Raw genomic sequence first — 22,942 nt, 5'->3', positions numbered from 1 at the left:
AGATAAACGCTTACGTTACTAGCTTTTCGGTAAGCGCTTTGTGGAGAAATGCATTAGGCGTTATTTTCCACCACGGTTTTTAAATTCTCTAAACCCATTGCGAAATCTGGGCCTATTATGTCGTCTATAAATAAAACAAACAGCTTATTAATCGGATTGTTATCCACCGTGCCCTCATCGCGCCAAGTCACGCGGCTACCACTGTCTGTGGCTTCAATTTCTACAACACCGCTCGACCCCATATCCATTTCTGGGAAATAGAGCGTGTAACCCACCTTGCTATTGTGCTCTAGTTGAACAATTTCCATTTCACCATCGCCTTCGGTATCGCTTTTCCACTCAAGTCGCATGCCGATAGCACGATCCGGTCCTGCATAGGAAAGTTCCATATTGGGGTCTCGTTTGAACCACACTCCCCATTTTTCCCATTGCTTTAAATTTACTACGTATGGGTATACATCTGACGTTTCAGCATCAATGATGATACTGCGTTCCACGGTATATTGTTGAGGCATAAAGAAACTGCTGACAATCACAAGGACAATTAGCCCGCTCACAGTAAACAATAACTTTTTTAACACACCCATGTTTTACTCCTCTTTAATTACCGACAACAAAATATAACATTTAATTAACAAATGTCATTGTGCATTTGTCTAAAAACCCTTTTTAATGAAAAAGTAATTTGTCTCTGTTAGTAAACCAATCATCTATTCACACTGTGGATCCTAAATCGGGCGCGTTTGATTAGGGCGGCACGGGCAGCGGGTGCTTAACGTATTATTTTCTGAATATGCTCTTTTTGGCGAACACATTTTTCTTATATGCTTAACGAAACAAAAGAAAGCGCTATCATTGTTATAAATGTTAATGAAAAAGTGATGTAAAGTGATGAAATCAACCTATTATTTTTACAGGTGTTCTGTAATATGAGACAAAGAAAGTCCACGTATCTATCGAGGCGTGGAGACAAGGGATTTAATAATCAAAGAGCGCATTCAGCCGTGTTAATAGCGATTTTACCTAGTCAAAGAGATTTATCATCGTGTTAAGTCGGCACCATTTATAAACAGGAGTTGTTAAGAAATGACTGATCGGAGTTCTCGTTACATAAGCAACCTTACTCGTGATACTTATGCGTTGATTCTAGCTGGTGGTAAAGGCTCTAGGTTACACGAGCTCACAGAATGGAGAGCAAAACCTGCACTGTATTTTGGTGGTAAATTCAGAATTATTGATTTTCCTCTATCAAATTGTATTAACTCAGGAATAAAGCGCGTTGGCGTTGTAACGCAATACAAATCACACTCTCTTATTCGCCATCTTGTTCGCGGTTGGGGTCATTTCAAAAGAGAGTTAGGTGAATCTGTAGAAATTCTTCCAGCTTCTCAGCGCTTTTCAGATAATTGGTATGAAGGTACTGCAGACGCGGTGTTTCAAAATATTGACATCATAAGGGATGAACTTCCTAAATATGTAATGATTTTATCTGGTGACCATATTTATCGCATGGACTACGGCGATATGCTGGCTAAACACGTTGAGTCTGGCGCTAAAATGACCGTGTCGTGCATGTCTGTACCTATTGAGGAGGCTGCTGGCTCGTTCGGTGTTATGTCGGTAGATGAGTCATACCGTATAAACGGCTTTGAAGAAAAACCGGAACACCCTACTCCGCTTCCTCATGACGATACTCGCTGCCTGGCATCAATGGGCAATTATGTTTTTGATACTGAGTTTTTATTTGAACAGCTGCGTGTAGATTCTAAGAACAGAGGCTCACAGCGAGACTTTGGTAAAGATATCATTCCTTCCATCATTGAAGAGCACTTGGTTCATGCGTTTCCCTTTGAAGCCGATAACGGTGAGAAAGCGTATTGGCGAGATGTGGGTACGCTTGACTCATTCTGGGACGCTAACATGGAAATGGTATCGCCTGTTCCGCAGTTGAACCTTTATGATAAAAAATGGCCTATCTGGACTTATCAAGAACAATTGCCACCTGCTAAGTTTGTGTGGGAAGACGAAGATAGACGAGGCGAAGCCATCAACTCAGTGGTGTCTGGCGGCTGTATTATCTCTGGTTCCACCCTGCGAAACTCAATCTGCTTTTCAAATGTTCGCGTGCACTCCTACGGACTAATTGAAGATGCAGTCATACTGCCTGGCGTTGAAATTATGCGCGGGTGCAAATTAAGAAAGGTAATCATAGACAGAGGCTGCGTTATCCCTGAAGGCACTGTCATTGGCTATGACCACGACGAAGACCGTGCCAGAGGATTCCGAGTATCAGAAAAAGGCGTAGTCCTTGTTACTCGAGAAATGTTAGGTCAACACGTAGGCGCTTACTAAGCGCCTAGCAATTTTACTATACCCTCGTTTACGAAGCATTCCATTGTTGTAAGGTGGTAGCAATAAATTCAGCTACCGCCTCTGGATGCTCTAGCGGAAACATATGCCCCCCTTCAAGCTCGGTGTGCGTTATTGCGTTATGCTGAAGTAATCGAGAATACATTTCTGGTCTGCATACCTTGCTTTTTGTACCGGTAACTAACACTGCTGGACACTTAAGCTTTCCTTTGTACTTTCCAAGGTTATGGGGCACGTTTCGAAACAGCGCCGCTTCCACATCGGCTTTAAACGTTAATGAAATACTGTCCGGCTTATTTGCTGTTACAGCATTAACGTAATCTCTTACACAGCGTTTATCCATATCTCTAAATAAGGCTTTGCTATGAAAGTAAGCCACCATATCGGTATTAGCGGGCCACTGTGTGTTTCTTGTTTGAGCTAACTTTGCCGGGGTTAATTTGTTGATTAATGGCGTGTACTTGGCCAACCTAAAAAAGTGGCTCATTGGCCCTACCACAAGGGGAGGGTCTAATAATATTAGGCCTCTAAATAATTCCGGCGCCTCACATGCGGCCATGTACGATATTACCGCACCAAAAGAGTGACCAACCGCGAATACTCCACGCTCGTCCTTATTTTCAGCCCTTATGTGGCGAATAAGTTCTTGTACTTGATTGCGCCAGTTACCATTTACGGGAAGCTTTGGATCGTGACCAAAGCGCTCAACATGTAAACGATTAAAATTATTTGGCAATTCTGAAAATAAGGTATTGTAGCTTCCCGCTGGAAAGCCATTGGCATGGGCGAAGTGAAAACTTAACTCTGCTGATGACACCGTGTCACTCCTGAACCTGATAAAAAGACTTCAAAATAAAAGGGGCTAATAGCCCCTTAATCATACAGTATTGCGATCGTTGGCGAGATAGTACTATAACCCTCTCGATTCTGCCATTTCCCAGTCTTTCACAATCTTTGTGCTTGTCCACAAGAATACGGCAATTGACAATGCGTACGGTACAACGAGATAAAGCAGTGCTTGCCTTAATGCTTCTGTTTCACCTAGTGATGGTACGAGGGATTGACTGATGATACCGGTTAGCGTTGGTCCGCCACCAAGGGCAATAATGTTAAGCACAAAGAAGAACAAGGCGGTAGACATTGCTCGCACGTTAATAGGTGCTAGTGTTTGCGCCATTGCAAAGCTTGGGCCTAAATAGGAACCGCTGGTGAACAACAGAAGCGCCATCAATCCTACCGATAACCACAAGTCTTGAACTTGAAGGGATGCATAAAACGCTGGCAAACCCACAATAAGCATAATAGCTGGCAACAGTGCATACGCTTTTTTATTGTGTTTGCCCCATCTATCAGCGATGTAGCCACCTAACCACACGCCTAGTGCATATGCAGTACCGTTAATGATGCCGAAGACTACCAGCAGCTGGGTAATGTCTAAACCAGCAAAGGCACGCACATAGTAATCAATGATCCAGGTCGAAATTGCGTAGTTACCGAAAGAGCCAAAGGAAATGCCTAAAGCCATTCCCCACCACGTAGGAATTTTGAGCAACTGCTTCAACGACTTTTTAACGCTTGGCTTATTAGCATTTTCTGTTTGCGAGGGAGCGGTAACAGAGCGAGTGGGCTCTTTAACCGTAAATTTAAGCAGCAAGGCAAGCAAAACGCCTGGTATGCCTACGCTGTACATAACCGTTCGCCAATCGGCCGAGCCGCCCTGTAAGAAAAACGCCGAGGCAAAAAACGCGAGCATTATGCCAAACGGTATCCCCAGTGAGTAAATAGACAATGCGCCCGCTCGTTTTTCCTTTGGAAACAAGTCGGAGATAATACTGTGTGAAGGCGGGCTTCCGCCGGCTTCTCCAATACCTACCCCAATGCGCGCTATTGCCAACTGAACATAATTGCTGGCAAGCCCTGAAGCTGCTGTAAAACCGCTCCATAGAGTGAGTGAAATGGCAATGATATTGACTCTGCTATATCGGTCGGCAAGCCACGCGATAGGAATTCCCATCACGGTGTACAGCAAAGCAAAGTAGATCCCTTTAAGCCATCCTAATTGCGCATCATCAAGACCCAAATCGGCTTTTATGAAGGGAGAGAGAATACCTATTATCTGACGGTCAATAAAATTGAATGCATAGACAAGTGTGAGAATAAAGAGTACGTAGTTGCGGTAACTTCGAGATACACCCGCTTCTTGTGCGGGTAAACCTTCAACGCTTGTATGGGCCATAACAGTCCTTTTAAATGAAGATAGGACAGTCTAGGCATGAGGTAAATTATTTGGCAACTAATTGTTACTTATTTGTAAACATAACGAAAATTTGTAACTGAGGCTTTTTGTTCCATACGGCTTAGGGTAGGATATTTAGCCTAAGACTCATCAGACCAGATAGGCAGTTATGACAGTAGATCAACTGTTAGATATCCCTTCCCTAACCCAAACTTCTGAAAATACCTGGAAGGTAGAAAACCTTGTTATTCCGAAAACATGGGGACAAGGTAGAACCGCATTCGGTGGTATTTCGGCAGGCATGTTGTACACCGCGGTAAAGCAGCAGATTACCGATGATAGGGTATTACGCTCATTCACCACCAACTTTGTTGGACCTCTCATGCTCGACACGCCTTTTTCAATAGAAGTTACCTTGTTGAGAATGGGAAAAAACGTGTCTCAATACACAGCGCACGCCATGCAAGACGGTAAAAGCTGTGTGTTTTCTCAAGCGTGTTTTGGCATTGGCCGAGAATCAGGCATACGGGTTGAAAATACCGAAACGCATCAGATGTCTACGCCTAACAAAGCGAAGTTTATTCCTCAAATCCCTAAAATAACGCCGAAGTTTTTACGCTATTTCGACCTAGCGATAGAAGATGGCGGTATTCCGTTTACTCGCAAGAAAACCAGCATTTATCACGGGTTTATGCGCTTTAAGCAGCCACCATCGCACATTACTGACGCTCATATCATTACAATGATCGATGCTTGGCCTCCTACGCTACTGCAAATGATGAAGCTCCCTGCCCCAGCAAGTACCGTAAGCTGGAACTTAGAGTTTATTCATCCGCATAAACCAGTATCACCCAGCGATTGGTTTGCGTATAAGGCACATACACGACAAGCTGCAGATGGATATGGCCATACAGAGGCAACCATTTGGGACAAAGATAACGAGGTTATCGCAATAAGCAGACAGACTGTGGCGGTGTTCGACTAGTCTTTTGGCACCAAGCTTTTTTAGCACCTGAGATTTGGCACCTAAGGTTTTAGTGGCCAGTGCCATGCTGGCCATTGTTGTTTCTCACAAACTCAATAAAGCATAAATGCGTTGGGGTTAAACAACGATATTACTGAAATACACTGAAGATTGGTGATATCTAAGGCATCCTCCAAGTCGTCTCTTTTTAATGTCAGTTGCTCGTGCAGCTCTGGTTTTAAATTATGATAGCTAGGGTAAATTTCAGGATTGACATTATCCAGTGACAGCACGTAAGAAAGTTGAAGTATGCGGTTTGAGTCTGATTGCGGATCGCCTTGTACGTTATGAATATTCGCTATTGGATCTGAAATAGTATCTGGAATGCCCCATTTTTTTATAAGGCCCGCAGACACTTGGCTGTACGTATAGCCTAACACGCCGTACTGAAGTTCAGCGGGGGTGACTTGTTCACTGTAATTCAGGCAGCGTTTCGCAGCCTCTGGCAATGTAGACACTACAACAAGCTCGCCGATATTGTGCAGTAACCCTGCAACAAAGAATCGCTCAGGCTCTTTGATTGCTTTAATTTCAGCAAAGTATTTCGCTAGCAATCCGCAGGATACGCTGTGCTCCCAAAATTTATCTAAATCAATAATTTGGGCATCGACTTTTCCAAACGCCTGACTCACACCATAGGCTAATGCGAGGTCGTAAGTTGAGCGTGTACCAACCACTTGGACCGCTCTGGATACCGTGTCTATCTTATTAGGGAATTGATAGAGTGCAGAGTTTGCTACACGCAACAGCTGTGTGGCTAAGGACGGGTCGAAAGCGATAATTTCACTGATGTCATCTATGCTTGACGCTTCATCATCCATACAGCTTTTCAAGCGTAATACTGAATCTGGCAATACGAATAAGTCTTCGGCTTTCGAAACTAATTCATCTATGTTCATGTGTGCACTCACTCCAATGCAACCAATGTGGCGTTTGTGTTGTTAGAGAGGTCCGATTCTCCGTCAATACTGTAGGTATAGGCGTATTTATCTTGCTGGTCAACAGATGCCGCATCATCAAAAAGTATGATTTCTTTTTATATCAGAAACTTAAAATTGCAAAAATAGACTAAAAGATAAAGCGCTCTGCTAAATAAGTTAATGCCTTTCACAGACTTAGCAAAGCGTATTGCGCTCATTATAGCGCTGTACGAGCTTAAATACTTTCCGATCCTCTTTGATTAATACTTTTTTATACGAAGAAGCGTTTTTCCCCTACTCTTTTTGTTCACCCTCTTTGATGCAACAGTGACTAGCTTATTCGCCTTGTTGAACCCTGTAATTCTCAACATCTCTTGATTGTTTTGGTATAGTCCGCGCACTTTCGTTGTGAGAAGAAATTTTAATATGCTTAACATAGTGGTGATTGGTTATGTATGGCCTGAGCCGAATTCGTCTGCTGCGGGGCAAAACATGCTTTCGTTGATAAGACAACATTGCGACGCTGGCAATAAAGTAACCTTTCTTACCGCTGCTGCCGACAGTATTCACAAGGCTGATCTGGCAAAATTTGATGTTACAAGCGAGGCGATTGCCCTTAACTGCAGCAGTTTCGATGAGCGTATTCGTGAAATAAGCCCAGACGTGGTTATCTTTGACCGCTACATGACGGAAGAGCAATTCTCCTGGCGAGTAAAAGACGCATGCCCACATGCATTAAGAGTGTTGAATACGGAAGACTTACACAGCCTTCGACAGGCGCGCCACGATGCGGTAAAAAGCTCAGGTGATGCATCTAATGCTCAGCTCAACACTGAGCTAGCGCAACGAGAAATTGCCTCTATTTTGCGTAGCGACCTAACGCTAGTTATTTCACAATATGAAAAACAGTTACTGGAAAACCACTACAACGTGCCACGTGCTCAACTTCGATTGCATCCCCTTTTTGTTGAGGACGCCCCCACAAGCACATTAGACTACTCACAGCGTCAACACTTTGTGCACATTGGTAATTTTCGTCATGCGCCAAATTGGGACGCTGTGCTCCAGTTAAAGCAGCATATTTGGCCAGCTATTCGCAAAAAAATTCCTGACGCCCAATTACACATTTACGGCGCCTATCTACCTAAGAAAGCCTCTCAACTACACAACGTTGCACAAGGGTTTATTGTAAAAGGCTGGGCAGATAATGCAGAGGAAGTTATTTCAAGCGCTCGCGTCCTCATCGCTCCCATTCGATTTGGCGCAGGCATCAAAGGAAAACTGCTTGATGCCATGCGCACACACACACCAAGCGTGACTACTTGGCTAGGCTCGGAAGGTATAAGCTTGGAAGGTATAAGCTTGGGAGGTATTAGCTCGGAAGGTATAAGCTCAAAAGGCGATTTGCTAGATACACACACCAACAACGAAAAAGAAGTAACGGCGATATCTACCCATTGGCCGGGCGCAATCTGTTCACCCATTATGGATAATCATGCTGTCGATAACTTTGTTGAGCATGCAGTATCACTGTATCAAAACGAAACAAGGTGGCAGAAAGCGAGCAAACAGTGCGAAGAGATGCTTAAGGCTTACAGAGCGCAGGCTGATGACATGACGCTACCTGAACATCTACAGTTGCTGTTCAACGGGCTAAAAAACCATCGAAAATCGCTCTTTTTGCAAAGCTTGCTATGGCACCAGAGTTTGAATGCGACAAAGTATATGTCGCAGTGGATAGAAGAAAAGAATAAATAGCAGGCTATAGCGTAAGGGCCAATATTAAAGAGGTTAAAGAGATTAAAAAGAAAAAAGAGGGTTAAAGGGATTCAACGCTCTTTTAATTGGTGCACCACTGATTTTATTCCGTTTCCTCGAGACTCGCTCATGTAGCGCTGCAGCTGGCACTCATTTAAGTAAGCCCCAAAATCAAAATTAGCGCGCTCTTGCTGTTCTAAACTATTGGCTTTTTCAAGCAGAACCGCGAGCACGCCTCGAATGACTTTACTTGGTGAATAGGCGACAAATTCGGTGTTGCTCTCTGCGTCTAGTAACGCCAACCACACTGGGCTCTCGCATCCCTCTACTGAGTTAGCATCGCGCCGCAAATACTCAGGCATTGCAGGTAATTTTTTACCTGCTAGCATTATGGTTCGAGTAAACTCATCCCAACTTTTAGCCTGTGATAGCTGCTGTGCAAGAGGAAGTAATTGCATATTCGCCAGTGTCATTTCTTTAAACCCGCTTCACTGTTTTGTTAACTACTTACTTTCGTCATCACCGAGCTTTGACGTTTTATCCTCACTTGGCTGATCATTTAGCTCTGAGCCTAGCTCTTCACTCAGCTCTGGCGCTGTCATCACCAAGTTTTCTACGTCGCTTTGCGTTGGAAACATAACCAGCTCGACGCCATTTGTTTCAAGGCCAGGTAGCCATGTAGATACAAACTCGTTTAACGGCGTGCTAACACACATACCGTCAAGGCCATTTGACGTAACAAAGGCATTCGCTAAGTCGCGATGGGGGAAAATAGGAAGACGCACTGCACCATCATCTTCAAGCATAACGAAACCTTCAGAGCCTTGTACTAACCACACCGCTTTGGCTTTACTCACATAACTGATAACCAACATCTGTCTTTCTTCTGCAGACAGCTTCATTGCTTGGTCTATGACTGTATCACTTAATTTTTCACTAATAGTATTTGGAAACACGGCGGTTCTCGTCTTAAAATTTTCGGCAAGTATACCTGTGCCAGTTGTGTGTGCAACGGCAATTAGTCCAATGTCGAGATGCCGCTTTTCAAACGTCTGTGATACCATTAACACGTGGTTTATTTATGACAGCATTTATTTATAACAACATTTACGGCGTTTTACTAAATCGTTTTGTTTGTTTCTAGTCAGGTATCTTTAACGTGCTTTTAGGTGTTATCCGAGTCTAAATAAATTGCCCAGAACACATACAAATGATGAGACAGGACAAAAGATTACCTCTATGCACACACTATTTACGGCGTTAAAACAAGATACTCTCGATAAACACACCACATTAGAAGAAACGCCCCCTTTTTCGCTATTTCACAACCTATCCGAGTTTAATACTTCAACGTATAGCGATGTGCTTAGCGTAATGTCAGTATTTCATAGCATCACATCATCTCATGTTTTAAAAGCGCTAAACGAAACCCCCAGTGTTAATAGGCTTGCAGAGATGTTAAACACAGATGAAGTTTCTGCCGCCCTTCATCGCGATACCAACGCATTGCATTGTAATTTTGCCGAAAGCTTTGATACTGAGAAAAGCGTTGAGACTGATATGTCCGTTGAGACTCAGGCACAAACTAGTCAAAACCTAGACAGTCAGACAGTCAATGCGCTTGAGAACCAACTCAGCTTTCGCGGGCAAAACTCAGCGGCTATCGCAGCCATATATGTGTGGCTAGGCTCTTCCATGGGAGCCAACATGATTAGCAGACGGCTTGAAAAGCTTAATAACGATATTCCAACAGCCTATTATTCAGCAATGGCAGGATGCGCTAAAGCATGGGTCCCGTTTAAGCAAACCGCTGAACATATATTGGCTGAATTAAAGCTTGATAATGACAAGGGTATTCGAGATATTGTGGAAGATGCAAACTCGTGGTTTTCATTTTTAATCTCCCTAGGCAAGGCCCAGACAGGTAAGTAATCCCTGAATCCCTCCATTTATTCCCCAACGTATAAATTATCTTAATCAACCCTCTCTGCTTGTTGGTATATTATTCTTTAAGAATTTATAAATAGCGTCAAGCACCGAACATTAGCGTCGATATGCATTAAGTCCGTTAAGCGTGTCGCAAGTTTCTGGTATTCTAGGCCCATCATTGAATTGTTAGAAAAGAAAGTATGAAAGTTGTATCGTTTAACATAAATGGGATCCGTGCCCGTCTTCATCAGCTACAAGCATTAATAGATGCTCATCAACCCGACGTTATTGGTTTGCAGGAGATAAAAGTTCACGATGAACAGTTTCCTGTGAAAGCTGTTGAGGACATGGGTTACAAGGTCTTTTTTCATGGCCAAAAAAGCCACTATGGTGTGGCCTTTTTAGCGAAAAAGTCGCCAACGGCTGTCATCAAAGGCTTCCCTACAGATGATGAAGATGCCCAACGCCGCATGATAATTCTCAAAACCACCGACGATGCAGGCGACCCCGTTACCATTTTAAACGGGTACTTTCCGCAGGGTGAGAATCAAAAGCACGAAACCAAATACCCCGCTAAGAAAAAATATTATCAAGATTTAATGACCTACCTTAACGACAACCATACGCCTGACGAAAAAGTCATTGTTATGGGAGATGTTAACGTGTCGCACACCGATTTAGACATTGGTATTGGCGAAGAGAACAAAAAGCGCTGGTTAAGAACGGGGAAATGTAGCTTCTTACCAGAAGAGCGTGAGTGGCTAAACACACTCATGTCTTGGGGTTTTGAGGACAGTTACCGAAGCCTAAACCCACAAAGAGACGATGAATATTCGTGGTTCGACTACCGCTCTAAAGGGTTTAACGATAACCGAGGCCTACGAATAGATTTGATCCTCGCTACACCATCGTTGCACAGTGCGCTGAAAGACGCAGGTATAGATTACGAATTACGGGGAATTGAAAAGCCCTCTGATCATGCCCCAATTTGGGCTACGTATGAGTAAATTAGTGACTCATACTCATTGGTAAACCTTAAACGCTCTTAAGTGCACAAACGCGTAGCGCTTAACTAATACTACTATACGCAGGAGAAACAGTGAGTACATTGCAAACGTTGGCGATGGTTGTTTACGGGCTTTTCGTTTTAGGCTCGCTTAAAAACATAGACCTCGTTCATTTCGCAAAGACCAAACACCAGCAACATCTGGTGTTTGGTACTGCTGCTGCACTTTTTGTGCTGTGGTTGCTAAAGGCAGGTATCTTTGAAGGGTTAGACGTGCACTTCCTTGGTCTGTCTGTACTCACGCTAATGCTCGGTTTTCGCTACGCGGTTATTTCATCTTTTATTGCACTTATTGGCGCTCACATCATTGGATACGGAACCTGGCAGAGTTTTGGGGTAAATGGCCTGCTCGGCACAGTACTTCCCATCGCCGTTACGTACTTTTTCTTTATGCTGTCGTTTCACCGTATTCCAAGGCAGCTCTTTGTTTACATATTTGTGTGCGCTTTTTTCCCAGCCGCAGTGGGTATTGCGCTAAAGACCTTTTCCTTAGGTGGTTATTTCTTTATCGAAGGCGTTTACTCTTGGGATATCGTTTTTTCAAACTACGTGGTGCTTATTCCACTGCTTATCTTTCCTGAAGCATTGCTTAACGGCATGGCAATTACCCTACTCGTTATTTATCAGCCCACTTGGGTTTATACCTTCCACGATAAGTTTTACCTCGATAACTGAGAATAGATAAACATGCTCTAGCAACCGAATCTCTATAACTAATTGTTAATGAGATTTTAAAAATTTTTAATCTACACTATGCCTAACAGCAATTAAGTAGTTCATTCTATGCGCATAAAAACCTATTCATCAGATGAAAAAGACACATTGGCGGCCGCAAAAGAAGCGTGCGGTGCACTTCAAAACGATGAACCAACATCATTAGTGATTGCGTTTACTAACGCTGAGCACGATGCCAGCACCCTAGTCGCGTCACTCAACGAATCTGGCGCCCCTTATCTATTGGCCACCTCATGCTTGGGAAGCTTATTGTGCGACGAGTCACGCGCGCAGGCAGACGCAGGTTTAAGTGTGCTGTCGATTTTTGATGAAGCTGGCGCATTTGGTGTTGGTAGCGCCGATTGTTCAGAAACTGACGCCTTTAGTGCAGGTGCTAGCGCCCTTGAGAATGCTCTTATGAGTGCAGGCCGTCCGTTTGAAAGCCCCTCTCTTATATGGTGCGCGCTTCCACCTGGTGAGGAAGAGGCCATACTCAATGGTTTTACCAGCGTTGTGGGCGAGCAAGTACCTATTTTTGGCGGCTCGGCCGCAGACAATACCGTTGAGGGCAATTGGTACATCAGTACGTCATCACACAGCGGCGCCAATTGCTTAGCAGTGGCAGTGATGTATCCTTCCTCGCCGCTAGGGCTTAGCTACAGTTCTGGATATAAGCCAACTGAAACCGTTTTTAAAGCGTCGAGTGCTCAAAACAGGCACATACTAGAGCTCGATGGCGTGTCCGCTGCAAAGGCGTACAACGAGGCGACAAATGGGTTGATAGCTAAAGAATTGGCCGGAGGTCAAATTCTAGGGCTTACCTCTACAGCCCCATTAGGCAAGCCAGTGCAGCTAGAAAATGGCGCACTTAATTACCTTTTGTGCCACCCCGATGAGGTATGTAGTGATGGCGGCCTTAACGTGTTCTCCGAGGTTATAGAAGGGGAAGAGCTGGTGTTGATGGAAGGAAGCATTGCCAGTTTAACGGCGCGAGCAGAGCGGGTTATCAACAACGCCATTATGCTGCTACCAGATGATAGCAAGCCCGTTGGCGTGCTGTTGGTCTACTGTGCAGGCTGTCGATTAACGGTTGGCGATGAAATTCACCCGATGCTCACATCCCTTCAAGAAAAATTTGAGAGCCTGCCTATTTGCGGCACTTACACCTTCGGTGAACAAGGTCGATTTTTAGACGGTAAAAGCAGGCATGGTAATTTAATGATATCAGCGGTCGTTTTTTCTCAATGAAGGTTTTTCTTGATAGTAGGTTTTTTGGCCTCAGTTTTTTAATAACCGTTTTTAATGGCAGCGTTTAGATGAGTAAGGATTACGAAAACGTTCTAGAAGACTTAGCCCTCGTATATCGGCTGAAAGAGCAGGCAGAAGCCCATAAAAAAGAAAGCGATGCGCTGCTCGCTGGCACACGGGCTTTGCTTACTGCAAAAAATGAAAAAGAGCTGTATACCAAAATGTTTGGTATTTTTCGCAGCCTTTACAGTTACGACGTTAGCTTTGTATTAGAGAACGACAGCAAAGGCAAAATGCGCTGCACCAATACCACTCACCCTAAGTTATTAGATACCATGTGGGACGTGGACGAAACACTTTCTCGGGCCATAAAAAGCTCTCCAGTGGCGCTTTTTAATGTAAAGCTACAGCCAACATGGCGCGAGCACCTTCACCTTTTTGATGCTCCGATAACCTCTGCATTACTGTGCCCATTTAGAGTGCACCACCAGCAGGCAGTTATGGTGTTTTGTCATCAAACCTTGGGATTCTATACCCAAGAGTATGTGGATATGGCAAACCGCTACCGCACCTTTACTCAACAAATGTCTATGAGCGTTCAGGCCAAACTAATGGCCCTAGAAACCATTAAACTAAAAGAAGAGAAGGCCCAAGTTGAAAAGAGCCTTATCTCATCAGAAAAGATGGCGTCTCTTGGTCTGCTAGCCGCGGGTGTCGCCCACGAAATTAATAACCCCATTGCGTTTGTGAATAGCAATATGATGTTTATTAAAGACGTATTACCATCGTTAACAAGCATGCAAGATATTGTGCAAGAGCTTGCGAGGGCCACCACTGACGAAGAGCGCGCTGCTGTGGCTGAAAAAGCGAAGCAGTGGACAAGCAACAACAAAATAGGCCCCATTGTGGATGAAATTGCCGATATCTGTGAGGAGTCTGGGGAAGGGTTAAATCGCGTTACTGAAATTATCACTAGCTTGCGCTCATTTTCACACAGCTCAGATGTATCAATTGATGACACCGTCAATATAAACGACTGCATCACTAACGGCCTTAGACTGGTTAATAGCGAACTTAAACACAAAGTGACCATCAATACCGACCTTGCAGATATACCGTTGATTAAGGGGAAAACCGGTAAATTAAATCAGGTGTTAGTAAATTTGTTCGTTAACGCAGCGCAGGCTATGGATAACGGCGGCACACTGACTGTTACAACACAATGCAACTATCTAGATGATAATGAAGTAGTGATAGTGACCGTGCAAGACACCGGTAGTGGTATAGAGAAAGACGATTTAGAAAAGCTATTCGACCCCTTTTACACGACAAAACCCACAGGCAAAGGCACAGGTTTGGGCCTATATATATCGTTTTCAATCATTGAATCTATGGGCGGAAAAATAAAGGTAGATAGCGAAGTCAATGTAGGCACTACCTTCACGCTTCAGCTTCCTGTTGCAAGCAGTGATAGTGAAACTGATGATAGTGAAACTGGTGATAGTGAAACTGGTGATAGTGAAACTGGTGATAGTGAAAGCGACAATGGCAATGCTGATAGCGCTAACGCTAATAAAGCGCCTTAAATAAAAAAGCCGCATCGATGTAATGATCAATACGGCTTTGATATTTACTAGAAAGCAGAATGTTGACGCTTTATTTCTTGAAAAGAATATCCATCACTTCAGATAACTCGCCTTTCCCAGCACGAATTTCTTCTTCCGATAAACCGGCAATCTCATGAGGGAAAACAAGCCATTCGTCGCTTTCGTTAATATGGTAGTCAGGCACTATGTCTGTTTTGTTGTTTTGCGGCTTGTACCAAGGACAAGCAATGCGAATGTCTGTAGGTGTGTTTAAACGCATCAGCTTGTTGATTTGTTATTCACTTACTTTGCTAGAGGCTCGGTCAGTAAATCATTCATTTTGTAGCACTTGAGAAGGCTGCGTTTTCATGGCTTTGAAGGCAGGGTAAATACTGGCCAATACGCATAGCAACACAGAAATGCCGGTTATGCTGACAATTTGCATGACATCCATATCAATTGGCAGCCCGCTTCCATCGGCCGCCAAAGCAAGTGGAGAGTTAACCAGTTCTAACACGTTATTAAGCTGACTGGTAATAATGCAACCCAAGACCAGTCCAATTCCCGCGCCTTTAATTCCGTTAAACAGGCCATTTAAAACAAAAATCCACATAACCGTTTTAGGCATCATGCCTTGGGTTTGCAATACGGCAATATCGCCCTGTTTTTCCGAGACCACCATTACCAGGGCAGATATAATATTAAACGCCGCCACTGCAATAATAAGCAGCAGCATTAACATCATCATGTTCTTTTCCATTTTTACCGCATCAAACAAAGGCCCTTGCCGCTCTCGCCATGTCTTTATATGGGCAATATCTATACCCAATTCACTTTGAAGAGTGTTAACTGTGGTTAAATAATCGAATGCGTCGTTTAAAAACAGCCGCACCGATTCGCCCTGCCCTTTAGTGTCGCGAAGCAGGCGATTAACGTCGTTGATATTCATGTACAGGACTTTATCGTCCATTTGCGAGCCCATATCAAAAACCCCTGATACTGTTACCAGGCGTTGGCTCGGCATTCTGCCAAATGGCGTATATACGCTAGCACCGGCAACCATGATGCGGAGTCGATTCCCTACGCGCACATCTAACTTTTGCGCTAATGCTCGACCTATGATCACTCTAAAGCTGCCCGCTTTTAAATCGGTAAAACGTCCCTGCTCCATGTTGTTCGCTACCATGGTGTGTTGCTTCATTTGGTCAGGATGAACTCCGTGAACCTGCACACCTCTTAAATCTCTTTTAGACTGCACCACCGCTTCCGTTTCTCGGTACGGCATAACCGCAATCACATCATTAATGGGCGATGTTGTAAGCGCGCTCGTTGTATTGTTTCTGGCTTCTGAGGTTATTACAATATGGGGAACAATGCCTAATATACGCTGTTTAAGCTGCCCTTCTAGCCCATTCATTACCGACACAACGATAATGAGCGCCGTAAGCCCTAAGGCAATACCTGCAACTGAAAAGCGATTGATAAAAGATACAAAGCTGGTTTGGTTGGCCTTGCTAGATTTGGCATATCGATAGGCTATTGATGCTGAAAGAGGATAGGACATGGCGCCTTGCTTTAATAAAGAAATTAACGTCTCGTACCCCAATGGCGTGGCCACCCCATTAACATGGTCTCCCCATTAGCGAGGATGAGGCTTTAATTAGTCAAAAGGTGAGATGACGAGATACACCCAAAATAGTAAAGTGGGTATACTACGTGTAAGCTACTGGCTGCACAAGAATTAGTGGCAGGGGAATGTCGTGAGTAAACTTAGCCTATATGAAAAGAAAGCCCAATTCGACGAATACTTTTCAATTGCCTCTGGCATTAACGTCAATGTTAGGCCGCTAAAGGACAATGAAACCGTTCCAGATGAAGAAGGTATTGAAGGAGCCATGCCCTATGCATTTCGTATTGCCAGTGAAATGGCAACCATCGAGGCGCAGGCAATTAGACCCCTTCGCAATTTAGGCGATCACGCCGAATCGTTGGCCGACTTTCTTAACCATCAGTCTAGAAAAATAGATCTCATGATGTCTTTTGTGCTGCATCAGCAAGACGAAGAGGCACAGCGCTATCGCTCAGTAAAATATGGAGGCGGAGGCGTTATTATTGAGTCAGCATCGCCGCTAGACATTGGCACCACCGCTGAACTAAAACTTTTTTTAGACGCCGAAGCGGCAGCCATATTCTGCTACGGTGAAGTTATTACTTGCGAGAGCGTGGAAGATAGCTACCATATAGCCTTTATTTTCAGTGCCATTAGAGAGCAAGATCAAGAATTACTGGTGCGAGCTAGTCTGCATGTTCAAACCCAGCAGCTTAGAAAGCGCGCGAAAGAGAAAAAATCTGGATCCTAATTGCCACCATAAGCAGTACTCATTGCCATCTTACATTGGTATAAATTGTATTAAACAGTTATAGGACGTCATGACAGCCACCTTATTATCGCTGCCTCTTCCGGCGCAGAAGAAAGACGCATCGTCTCAGGATCATAAGCAATGGGGGCAATTACAGGGTAGCAGTACTGCGCTTTGTATTAGCCAAGCACAGGAGCAGTATAACGGCCCAATAGTGCTGATTACTGCCGATACGCCATCGGCAATGAAGTTAGAAAAAGAACTCACGTTCTTTATGGCGAACAAGCCCTCGGCCAAAGATGTCCCTATTACGTTATTTCCTGATTGGGAAACCCTGCCCTACGACTCATTTTCTCCTCACCAGGACATTGTTTCTCAGCGTTTAGAAACCCTCTTCAGATTTACCCAGCAAGTTGACGGTATTTTTATTGTTCCCGTTAACACCTTAATGCAACGACTGGCGCCTACAGATTATCTTGCCAAATACTTGTTAATGCTGAACAAAGGCGAAACCCTAGACAGAGACCAATTCAGACGCAATTTAGAACAAGCCGGCTACTTACACGTTAGCCAGGTAATGAGTCACAGCGAATTTTCGGTGCGCGGCAGCATCATAGACCTATTCCCAATGGGTAGCGAACAGCCGTTTAGAATAGATTTATTCGATGACGAAATAGACTCTATTCGCTATTTCGACACTGAAACCCAGCGCTCAGGCGACGCCGTCGATAAAATTCGACTGCTCCCTGCTCGTGAATTTCCAACGGACAAAGACGCGATCACGCTGTTTCGACAGCAGTTTCTTGAAAAATTTGATGCCAACAACGCCTCAGAGAGTATTTTCTCTCAAGTGAGCAAAGGCACCATGCCTAGCGGCGTAGAATACTACTTACCGCTGTTTTTTGAAAAAACAGCCACGTTATTCGATTATCTTCACCCTAAAAGCATGCTATTGCTTCATGGCGATGTGCAAGATGCCAGTGAGTTTTTCTGGGCCGATGTAAAAGAGCGATACGAACAATACCGGTATAACCTAGCTCGCCCACTACTCGCACCCGATGATTTATTTCTACCTATTAATGAATTGTTTGGCCAAATAAAACAGTGGCCTCGCGCCTCTATGCGCAGTGAAGTACTAGAAGATAAAGCGGGCAGCACTAATATGCTGTGCGAAAAGCTAGACAACATTGCCATTAACTCACAGAAAAAAGTGCCTGCCGAACGCTTAATTGCCACCGTTAATGAGGCAACCAAGCAGGGCGCAAAAGTACTGTTTTGTGCAGAAACGCAAGGCCGTCGTGAAGGGTTAATGACCGTACTGGCAAAAGCAGGCATTAAGCCTAAGCCAGTTAACTCATTTAACGAATTTCTGTCAAATCACGATGCCATTGGCATTACCGTAGGTTTGGTAGAGCATAGCTTTCGTTGGAAGAGCAAAGAAGGCGAGCTGCTTTTTATTACTGAAACCGAGCTTCTCGGGCACAAGGTAAGTCAGCGCCGCCTTCGCGATAAGCGCACTGCAACCGACGAAAGCGCCATTATTCGCAACCTAGCTGAGCTGTCTGTTGGACAACCGGTGGTGCACCTCGACCACGGTGTTGGCCGGTACCTTGGCATGCAAACCCTCGATGCCGGTGGCGTCACCACCGAATATTTATGTATTGAGTATGCTAAGCAGTCGAAGCTGTACGTACCCGTTGCTTCACTGCATTTAATTTCTCGCTACACCGGCGGCGATGCGGATAACGCTCCGGTGAACTACCTAGGCTCAGATGCATGGTCGAGAGCCAAGCAAAAAGCCGCTGAAAAAGTGCGCGATGTAGCTGCCGAGCTACTCGATGTGTACGCCCGCCGCGCCGCTAAACCGGGCTTTGCTTACAACATAAACTGGGACGACTACCAAAAATTCTCTGATAGTTTTCCATTTGAAGAAACACCAGATCAAGCACAGGCCATTGCCGCAGTAATGTATGATATGGGCAACCCACTAGCCATGGACCGTTTAGTGTGTGGTGACGTGGGCTTTGGTAAAACAGAAGTGGCTATGCGAGCAGCCTTCTTGGCGGCCAACCACGGTAAGCAAGTGGCTATTTTGGTGCCTACTACCCTACTTGCACAGCAACACTATGAAAACTTTAAAGACCGTTTTGCCGACTGGGCCTTTGAAATAGAAGTAATGAGCCGCTTTGTAAGCGGTAAAGCACAAAAAGATGTCACCCAGCGCATTGGCGAAGGTAAGGTCGATATTGTGGTGGGAACCCACAAACTGCTATCAAGCGATATAAAATACAAAGATTTGGGCTTAGTCATTATCGATGAGGAGCACCGGTTCGGCGTTCGTCAAAAAGAAAAGTTAAAATCGCTTCGCGCCGATGTAGACATACTCACTCTCACTGCCACGCCTATTCCGCGAACGCTAAATATGGCGCTTTCTGGTATGCGCGATTTATCCATTATTGCTACACCGCCTGCCCGACGACTTTCCATAAAAACCTTTGTGCAACAGCGTAATAAAGCCACTATTCGCGAAGCCATTATGCGTGAGATATTGCGTGGTGGTCAGGTTTACTTCCTACATAATGAAGTAGACAGTATTGCGCGCACCGCCGAGGAAATAGCTGAAATTGTGCCTGAAGCCCGTATTGCCGTGGGCCATGGTCAAATGCGTGAACGGGACTTGGAAGGCGTAATGAGCGACTTCTATCACCAGCGTTATAATGTACTGGTGTGTACTACCATTATCGAAACCGGTATTGATGTGCCAAGTGCTAACACCATCATTATGGACAGAGCCGATCATTTAGGCTTAGCGCAACTGCATCAGTTACGGGGCCGTGTGGGTCGTTCTCACCACCAGGCTTACGCATATTTGTTAACGCCCCATCCTAAGCGTATGACCAAAGACGCCGGTAAGCGCCTAGACGCCATTGCACAGTTAGAAGATTTGGGTGCGGGTTTTGCACTCGCGACTCACGATTTAGAGATTCGTGGTGCGGGTGAACTGCTAGGCGACGATCAGTCTGGGCAAATAGCGAGCATTGGTTTCAGCCTTTACATGGATATGCTCGATAAAGCAGTCAATGCGTTAAAAGATGGCAGAGAGCCGTCGCTTGACGATGCGTTGTCTGGCCACACCGAAGTAGAGTTGCGAATTCCAGCACTACTGCCAGAAGATTACATTGCCGATGTAAATACTCGACTGTCGCTTTATAAGCGTCTTGCCAGCTGCATGACGCAAGATGATATTGACGAATTCCAAGTGGAATGTATCGACCGCTTTGGCCTTTTGCCAGAGCCTGCTAAAAACCTTGTGGATGTGGCTGAAATAAAAATAAGAGCCGCTGCCATAGGCATACTAAAAGTAGACTTGTCTGCTACAGGCGGTACCATGGAATTTAAAGAAACCACCAAGGTTAACCCTGCCTACATTATTAAGCAGGTTCAAACCAAACCCAACACCTTTAAGTTTGAAGGAAGCCAAAAGCTTCGCTTGGTGAAGAAAACCGAAACAGCTAAAGAGCGCATTGCGTTTATTAGCGATATCATTGCCGATTTTGCAAAGGAGTCGCGATAACATGACGTTATTTCGCAGGTGCACACTAACTGCTGTGTTGGCCGCTTTTATAGCCTCATCGTTGTTGGTCAAAGCAAGTGCCAACGACGACTGGTGGTTTGATGTAGAGGTTATTGCATTTAAACGCAACAAGGCACTGACTGAGCTAGAAGAACAGTTTAATTTGGCAGAGTCTTTTGCGGTTCCCCAGAGTGAGGCGGATGTGATCAGTGCGGTAATCATGCCTGACATTCGATTTATCAAGCAAAACTTGGCCACTTGCGATATCAACGGCTTACCTAAAGAGAAGCCCTTACCGACGTGGCCTAACGACCTGAGTTTACTTGTACCCGCTTTTGATACCGACTTTTTAGCGTTAAACACGAGTAACGCGCTTAACGAGATCGCGCTTAATCAGACAGGCCAGCTTGATGACTCGACTTCTATCGAAAGCCCAGAGTCTTTAGATTCTTCTGGCAGTGCCACAGTACCCTCTCTAGAAACCATTACATCGTATTGGGTAGACGCAAATTGGACTGATTTTTTCGGTACCAACTCAAAGCAAACAGTCTCAGCACCTCAATTCACCTACTGCGAAACCGAGAAGCCTTGGCTTAGCATTAACCAGCTAGCCAATGGTATTAAGTGGGTGCGACATAGCGTTGATAACAGTATGCCTGCGCCTGCGCAGCTTCCCGTTGTTATAGAAGGCAATGACTGGCCATTAGCATCAAAAACTCACTTGCTCTCTAGCGATACGCAAGAACTCACCTCTATTTCTCGTCAAATACGCTCTAATCGCCAGTTAGAACGCCTGCTTCATGTAGCGTGGCGACAGCCGGTTAAGTTTGGCAAAAATAAGGCGTTTAACGTGCGCCTTTTTGGCGGCACTAATTACGCAAGTCGCTTTAATAAAGACGGCGAACAAATAAAAGATAAACGCACTGCGGTTACTGAAACTGCAGTCACTGCAAACACAGCACAAGCAGCGAAAGAAGCGACAATAGGTGTTCTCAATCAGGATGAACAGACGGCCATCGTGAGCGACGTTTTTTTCACGTCGCTAGAGCAGCGTTTGTCACAACCAGAGCCTGTCTCGTTTAAAACCTTTCAGCGCTTAGAAACACAGGGCGATTTAAGCGACGAGACCACAAACGATAGTGATGCCTTCCGCGAGCCTATTTGGGAAATTGACGGCCGAATGAAGGTATTTCTTAAATATATCAACCGAGTGCCCTACCTACATATCGACAGTGAGATGTTTTATCGACATCAGGTACCTACACAATATTTCAGTGGAAGCGACCTAAGCTCAGAGCTTAATTCATCAATCAGCGACACATTTGTGAATGGTGATGGTGAAAGCAGCGTATTGGAAAGCAATGCATCAGAAACCAGCGCTCAAACAGTAGAATATCAGCTGGTATCCATACCGCTTGCCGAGCAACGTCGCGTGATCAGTAAGCAACTGCACTATTTTGACCATCCGCTGTTTGGATTTATTGTACAAATTCGTCGCTATGAACGTCCTTTACAGGCCGCCCCCCAAAACGACACCCAAAAATAGGATTGCTGTTAAATGAAAATTTATACTCGAACTGGCGACAAAGGCAGCACGCAAATATACGCTGACAAAGCGATCCGCGTAGATAAAGATGATTTAGTGGTACAAAGTTACGGTGACATTGATGAGCTTAATAGCCACATTGGTTTGCTTGCTGCCTCCGTACCTAAGCAACATCGCACACCGCTACACACCATTCAACGTAACCTTTTTCAGGCAGGCTTTGCCATATCGGCCAGCTCAGCGTTGACGCAGTCAGACATTGAGTCACTTGAAAGCCTTATCGATGAGTTAACCAATCAAATGCCGCCGAACACGTCGTTCGTATTGCCAGGTGGCAGTGAGGATGCGGCGCAAGCTCATGTTTGTCGAGCGGTATGCCGGCGTGCAGAACGTGCGGTAATAAGCTTGGCCAAGCACTACGACGTGCCCGAGGTGGTTCACGCCTACCTAAACCGCTTAAGTGACTTCTTATTTACCTTTGCACGCTTTTTGAATATCGAAGCTGGTGTAGACGAAGTAGCGGTTTAAAATCAGCCAAATGATAAAAGTAGAGCGCTGCATGCGATCTACTTTTTCATTTACTTTTAAATGAAAATAATTATCATGCACAT

19 protein-coding genes and 1 pseudogene are annotated in these 22,942 nt (G+C 44.8%); 12 read left to right on the top strand and 8 right to left on the bottom strand.

The genetic code is table 11. The features are described from left to right. Positions 1 to 53: 53 nt before the first annotated feature. Positions 54 to 587, bottom strand: coding sequence for an SRPBCC family protein (locus GTQ48_RS13780; protein WP_163107191.1), 534 nt, complete (start codon positions 585 to 587; stop codon positions 54 to 56). A gap of 499 nt (positions 588 to 1,086) precedes the next feature. On the opposite strand from GTQ48_RS13780, the gene glgC reads away from it, so the two are divergent. Further along, positions 1,087 to 2,352: a glucose-1-phosphate adenylyltransferase gene (gene glgC, locus GTQ48_RS13775; protein ID WP_032096867.1), complete on the top strand. Its 1,266-nt coding sequence runs from the start codon at positions 1,087 to 1,089 to the stop codon at positions 2,350 to 2,352. Positions 2,353 to 2,380: 28 nt separating this feature from the next. Here the strand turns inward: glgC and GTQ48_RS13770 are convergent, their stop codons facing one another. Both GTQ48_RS13770 and GTQ48_RS13765 read right to left on the bottom strand, forming a co-directional pair. Then, positions 2,381 to 3,187 carry an alpha/beta fold hydrolase gene (locus GTQ48_RS13770; RefSeq protein ID WP_163107190.1) on the bottom strand — a complete coding sequence of 269 codons (807 nt, stop codon included), beginning with the start codon at positions 3,185 to 3,187 and terminating at the stop codon, positions 2,381 to 2,383. Positions 3,188 to 3,280: 93 nt separating this feature from the next. Further along, positions 3,281 to 4,606, bottom strand: coding sequence for a spinster family MFS transporter (locus GTQ48_RS13765; protein ID WP_163107189.1), 1,326 nt, complete (start codon positions 4,604 to 4,606; stop codon positions 3,281 to 3,283). Positions 4,607 to 4,775: 169 nt separating this feature from the next. Between GTQ48_RS13765 and GTQ48_RS13760 the strand changes: the two genes are divergently transcribed. After that, positions 4,776 to 5,591 (top strand): acyl-CoA thioesterase, encoded by an 816-nt coding sequence (locus tag GTQ48_RS13760; RefSeq protein WP_163107188.1) that lies wholly within the window; start codon positions 4,776 to 4,778, stop codon positions 5,589 to 5,591. Between the two features lie 92 nt (positions 5,592 to 5,683). On the opposite strand, the gene GTQ48_RS13755 is transcribed toward GTQ48_RS13760, so the two are convergent. Further along, on the bottom strand, positions 5,684 to 6,529 hold the full coding sequence (locus GTQ48_RS13755) for an HDOD domain-containing protein (RefSeq protein WP_163107187.1): 846 nt from the start codon (positions 6,527 to 6,529) through the stop codon (positions 5,684 to 5,686). Positions 6,530 to 6,976: 447 nt separating this feature from the next. Here GTQ48_RS13755 and GTQ48_RS13750 point away from each other — a divergent pair, with 447 nt between their 5' ends. Beyond that, the gene (locus GTQ48_RS13750; RefSeq protein WP_163107186.1) at positions 6,977 to 8,308 is read left to right on the top strand and encodes a glycosyltransferase family 4 protein; all 1,332 of its coding nucleotides are present in this window, start codon (positions 6,977 to 6,979) and stop codon (positions 8,306 to 8,308) included. A 71-nt stretch (positions 8,309 to 8,379) separates the two neighbouring features. On the opposite strand, the gene GTQ48_RS13745 is transcribed toward GTQ48_RS13750, so the two are convergent. Then, on the bottom strand, positions 8,380 to 8,781 hold the full coding sequence (locus tag GTQ48_RS13745; RefSeq protein ID WP_203565241.1) for a SufE family protein: 402 nt from the start codon (positions 8,779 to 8,781) through the stop codon (positions 8,380 to 8,382). Between the two features lie 30 nt (positions 8,782 to 8,811). Beyond that, positions 8,812 to 9,372, bottom strand: a complete 561-nt coding sequence (locus GTQ48_RS13740) for a DUF2750 domain-containing protein (RefSeq protein ID WP_203565246.1) — start codon at positions 9,370 to 9,372, stop codon at positions 8,812 to 8,814. Positions 9,373 to 9,547: 175 nt separating this feature from the next. Here GTQ48_RS13740 and GTQ48_RS13735 point away from each other — a divergent pair, with 175 nt between their 5' ends. From GTQ48_RS13735 to GTQ48_RS13715, 5 genes are all read left to right on the top strand, one after another. Further along, complete coding sequence (locus GTQ48_RS13735; RefSeq protein ID WP_163107185.1) at positions 9,548 to 10,240, top strand: heme oxygenase-like domain-containing protein; 693 nt, start codon at positions 9,548 to 9,550, stop codon at positions 10,238 to 10,240. A gap of 197 nt (positions 10,241 to 10,437) precedes the next feature. Beyond that, positions 10,438 to 11,244 (top strand): exodeoxyribonuclease III, encoded by an 807-nt coding sequence (gene xthA, locus GTQ48_RS13730; RefSeq protein WP_163107184.1) that lies wholly within the window; start codon positions 10,438 to 10,440, stop codon positions 11,242 to 11,244. Between the two features lie 92 nt (positions 11,245 to 11,336). After that, positions 11,337 to 11,978, top strand: coding sequence for an energy-coupling factor ABC transporter permease (locus tag GTQ48_RS13725; RefSeq protein WP_163107183.1), 642 nt, complete (start codon positions 11,337 to 11,339; stop codon positions 11,976 to 11,978). A gap of 108 nt (positions 11,979 to 12,086) precedes the next feature. Then, complete coding sequence (locus tag GTQ48_RS13720) at positions 12,087 to 13,265, top strand: FIST signal transduction protein (protein ID WP_163107182.1); 1,179 nt, start codon at positions 12,087 to 12,089, stop codon at positions 13,263 to 13,265. Positions 13,266 to 13,333: 68 nt separating this feature from the next. After that, on the top strand, positions 13,334 to 14,851 hold the full coding sequence (locus GTQ48_RS13715) for a sensor histidine kinase (RefSeq protein ID WP_163107181.1): 1,518 nt from the start codon (positions 13,334 to 13,336) through the stop codon (positions 14,849 to 14,851). Positions 14,852 to 14,921: 70 nt separating this feature from the next. Here GTQ48_RS13715 and GTQ48_RS13710 read toward each other — a convergent pair. Both GTQ48_RS13710 and GTQ48_RS13705 read right to left on the bottom strand, forming a co-directional pair. Next, positions 14,922 to 15,146 (bottom strand): annotated as a pseudogene (locus GTQ48_RS13710) (hypoxanthine phosphoribosyltransferase); the annotation flags it as partial. 36 nt (positions 15,147 to 15,182) lie between these two features. Further along, positions 15,183 to 16,415 (bottom strand): lipoprotein-releasing ABC transporter permease subunit, encoded by a 1,233-nt coding sequence (locus GTQ48_RS13705; protein ID WP_163107288.1) that lies wholly within the window; start codon positions 16,413 to 16,415, stop codon positions 15,183 to 15,185. 196 nt (positions 16,416 to 16,611) lie between these two features. Here GTQ48_RS13705 and GTQ48_RS13700 point away from each other — a divergent pair, with 196 nt between their 5' ends. The 4 genes from GTQ48_RS13700 to GTQ48_RS13685 all read left to right on the top strand — a co-directional run bounded on the left by GTQ48_RS13700 (position 16,612) and on the right by GTQ48_RS13685 (position 22,859). Next, positions 16,612 to 17,211 carry a PilZ domain-containing protein gene (locus GTQ48_RS13700; protein WP_163107180.1) on the top strand — a complete coding sequence of 200 codons (600 nt, stop codon included), beginning with the start codon at positions 16,612 to 16,614 and terminating at the stop codon, positions 17,209 to 17,211. A 70-nt stretch (positions 17,212 to 17,281) separates the two neighbouring features. After that, positions 17,282 to 20,785: a transcription-repair coupling factor gene (gene mfd / locus GTQ48_RS13695; RefSeq protein ID WP_163107179.1), complete on the top strand. Its 3,504-nt coding sequence runs from the start codon at positions 17,282 to 17,284 to the stop codon at positions 20,783 to 20,785. Position 20,786: 1 nt separating this feature from the next. Further along, complete coding sequence (locus tag GTQ48_RS13690; protein ID WP_163107178.1) at positions 20,787 to 22,331, top strand: CsiV family protein; 1,545 nt, start codon at positions 20,787 to 20,789, stop codon at positions 22,329 to 22,331. 12 nt (positions 22,332 to 22,343) lie between these two features. Next, the gene (locus GTQ48_RS13685) at positions 22,344 to 22,859 is read left to right on the top strand and encodes a cob(I)yrinic acid a,c-diamide adenosyltransferase (RefSeq protein WP_163107177.1); all 516 of its coding nucleotides are present in this window, start codon (positions 22,344 to 22,346) and stop codon (positions 22,857 to 22,859) included. Positions 22,860 to 22,942: the final 83 nt, after the last annotated feature.

This window comes from Alteromonas genovensis (assembly GCF_010500895.1).
GTDB lineage: Bacteria > Pseudomonadota > Gammaproteobacteria > Enterobacterales > Alteromonadaceae > Alteromonas > Alteromonas genovensis.
This window is presented reverse-complemented; position numbering and strand designations above follow the sequence as displayed.

What these genes read in the sequence shown, in the direction of transcription:
- GTQ48_RS13690 (WP_163107178.1), top strand. Translation starts at nt 20,787, where the DNA reads ATGACGTTATTTCGCAGGTGCACACTAACTGCTGTGTTGGCCGCTTTT.
- GTQ48_RS13760 (WP_163107188.1), top strand. Translation starts at nt 4,776, where the DNA reads ATGACAGTAGATCAACTGTTAGATATCCCTTCCCTAACCCAAACTTCT.
- mfd (WP_163107179.1), top strand. Translation starts at nt 17,282, where the DNA reads ATGACAGCCACCTTATTATCGCTGCCTCTTCCGGCGCAGAAGAAAGAC.
- GTQ48_RS13735 (WP_163107185.1), top strand. Translation starts at nt 9,548, where the DNA reads ATGCACACACTATTTACGGCGTTAAAACAAGATACTCTCGATAAACAC.
- GTQ48_RS13750 (WP_163107186.1), top strand. Translation starts at nt 6,977, where the DNA reads ATGCTTAACATAGTGGTGATTGGTTATGTATGGCCTGAGCCGAATTCG.
- xthA (WP_163107184.1), top strand. Translation starts at nt 10,438, where the DNA reads ATGAAAGTTGTATCGTTTAACATAAATGGGATCCGTGCCCGTCTTCAT.
- GTQ48_RS13715 (WP_163107181.1), top strand. Translation starts at nt 13,334, where the DNA reads ATGAGTAAGGATTACGAAAACGTTCTAGAAGACTTAGCCCTCGTATAT.
- GTQ48_RS13705 (WP_163107288.1), bottom strand. Translation starts at nt 16,415, where the DNA reads ATGTCCTATCCTCTTTCAGCATCAATAGCCTATCGATATGCCAAATCT.
- GTQ48_RS13765 (WP_163107189.1), bottom strand. Translation starts at nt 4,606, where the DNA reads ATGGCCCATACAAGCGTTGAAGGTTTACCCGCACAAGAAGCGGGTGTA.
- GTQ48_RS13780 (WP_163107191.1), bottom strand. Translation starts at nt 587, where the DNA reads ATGGGTGTGTTAAAAAAGTTATTGTTTACTGTGAGCGGGCTAATTGTC.
- GTQ48_RS13720 (WP_163107182.1), top strand. Translation starts at nt 12,087, where the DNA reads ATGCGCATAAAAACCTATTCATCAGATGAAAAAGACACATTGGCGGCC.
- GTQ48_RS13685 (WP_163107177.1), top strand. Translation starts at nt 22,344, where the DNA reads ATGAAAATTTATACTCGAACTGGCGACAAAGGCAGCACGCAAATATAC.
- GTQ48_RS13740 (WP_203565246.1), bottom strand. Translation starts at nt 9,372, where the DNA reads ATGGTATCACAGACGTTTGAAAAGCGGCATCTCGACATTGGACTAATT.
- glgC (WP_032096867.1), top strand. Translation starts at nt 1,087, where the DNA reads ATGACTGATCGGAGTTCTCGTTACATAAGCAACCTTACTCGTGATACT.
- GTQ48_RS13755 (WP_163107187.1), bottom strand. Translation starts at nt 6,529, where the DNA reads ATGAACATAGATGAATTAGTTTCGAAAGCCGAAGACTTATTCGTATTG.
- GTQ48_RS13745 (WP_203565241.1), bottom strand. Translation starts at nt 8,781, where the DNA reads ATGACACTGGCGAATATGCAATTACTTCCTCTTGCACAGCAGCTATCA.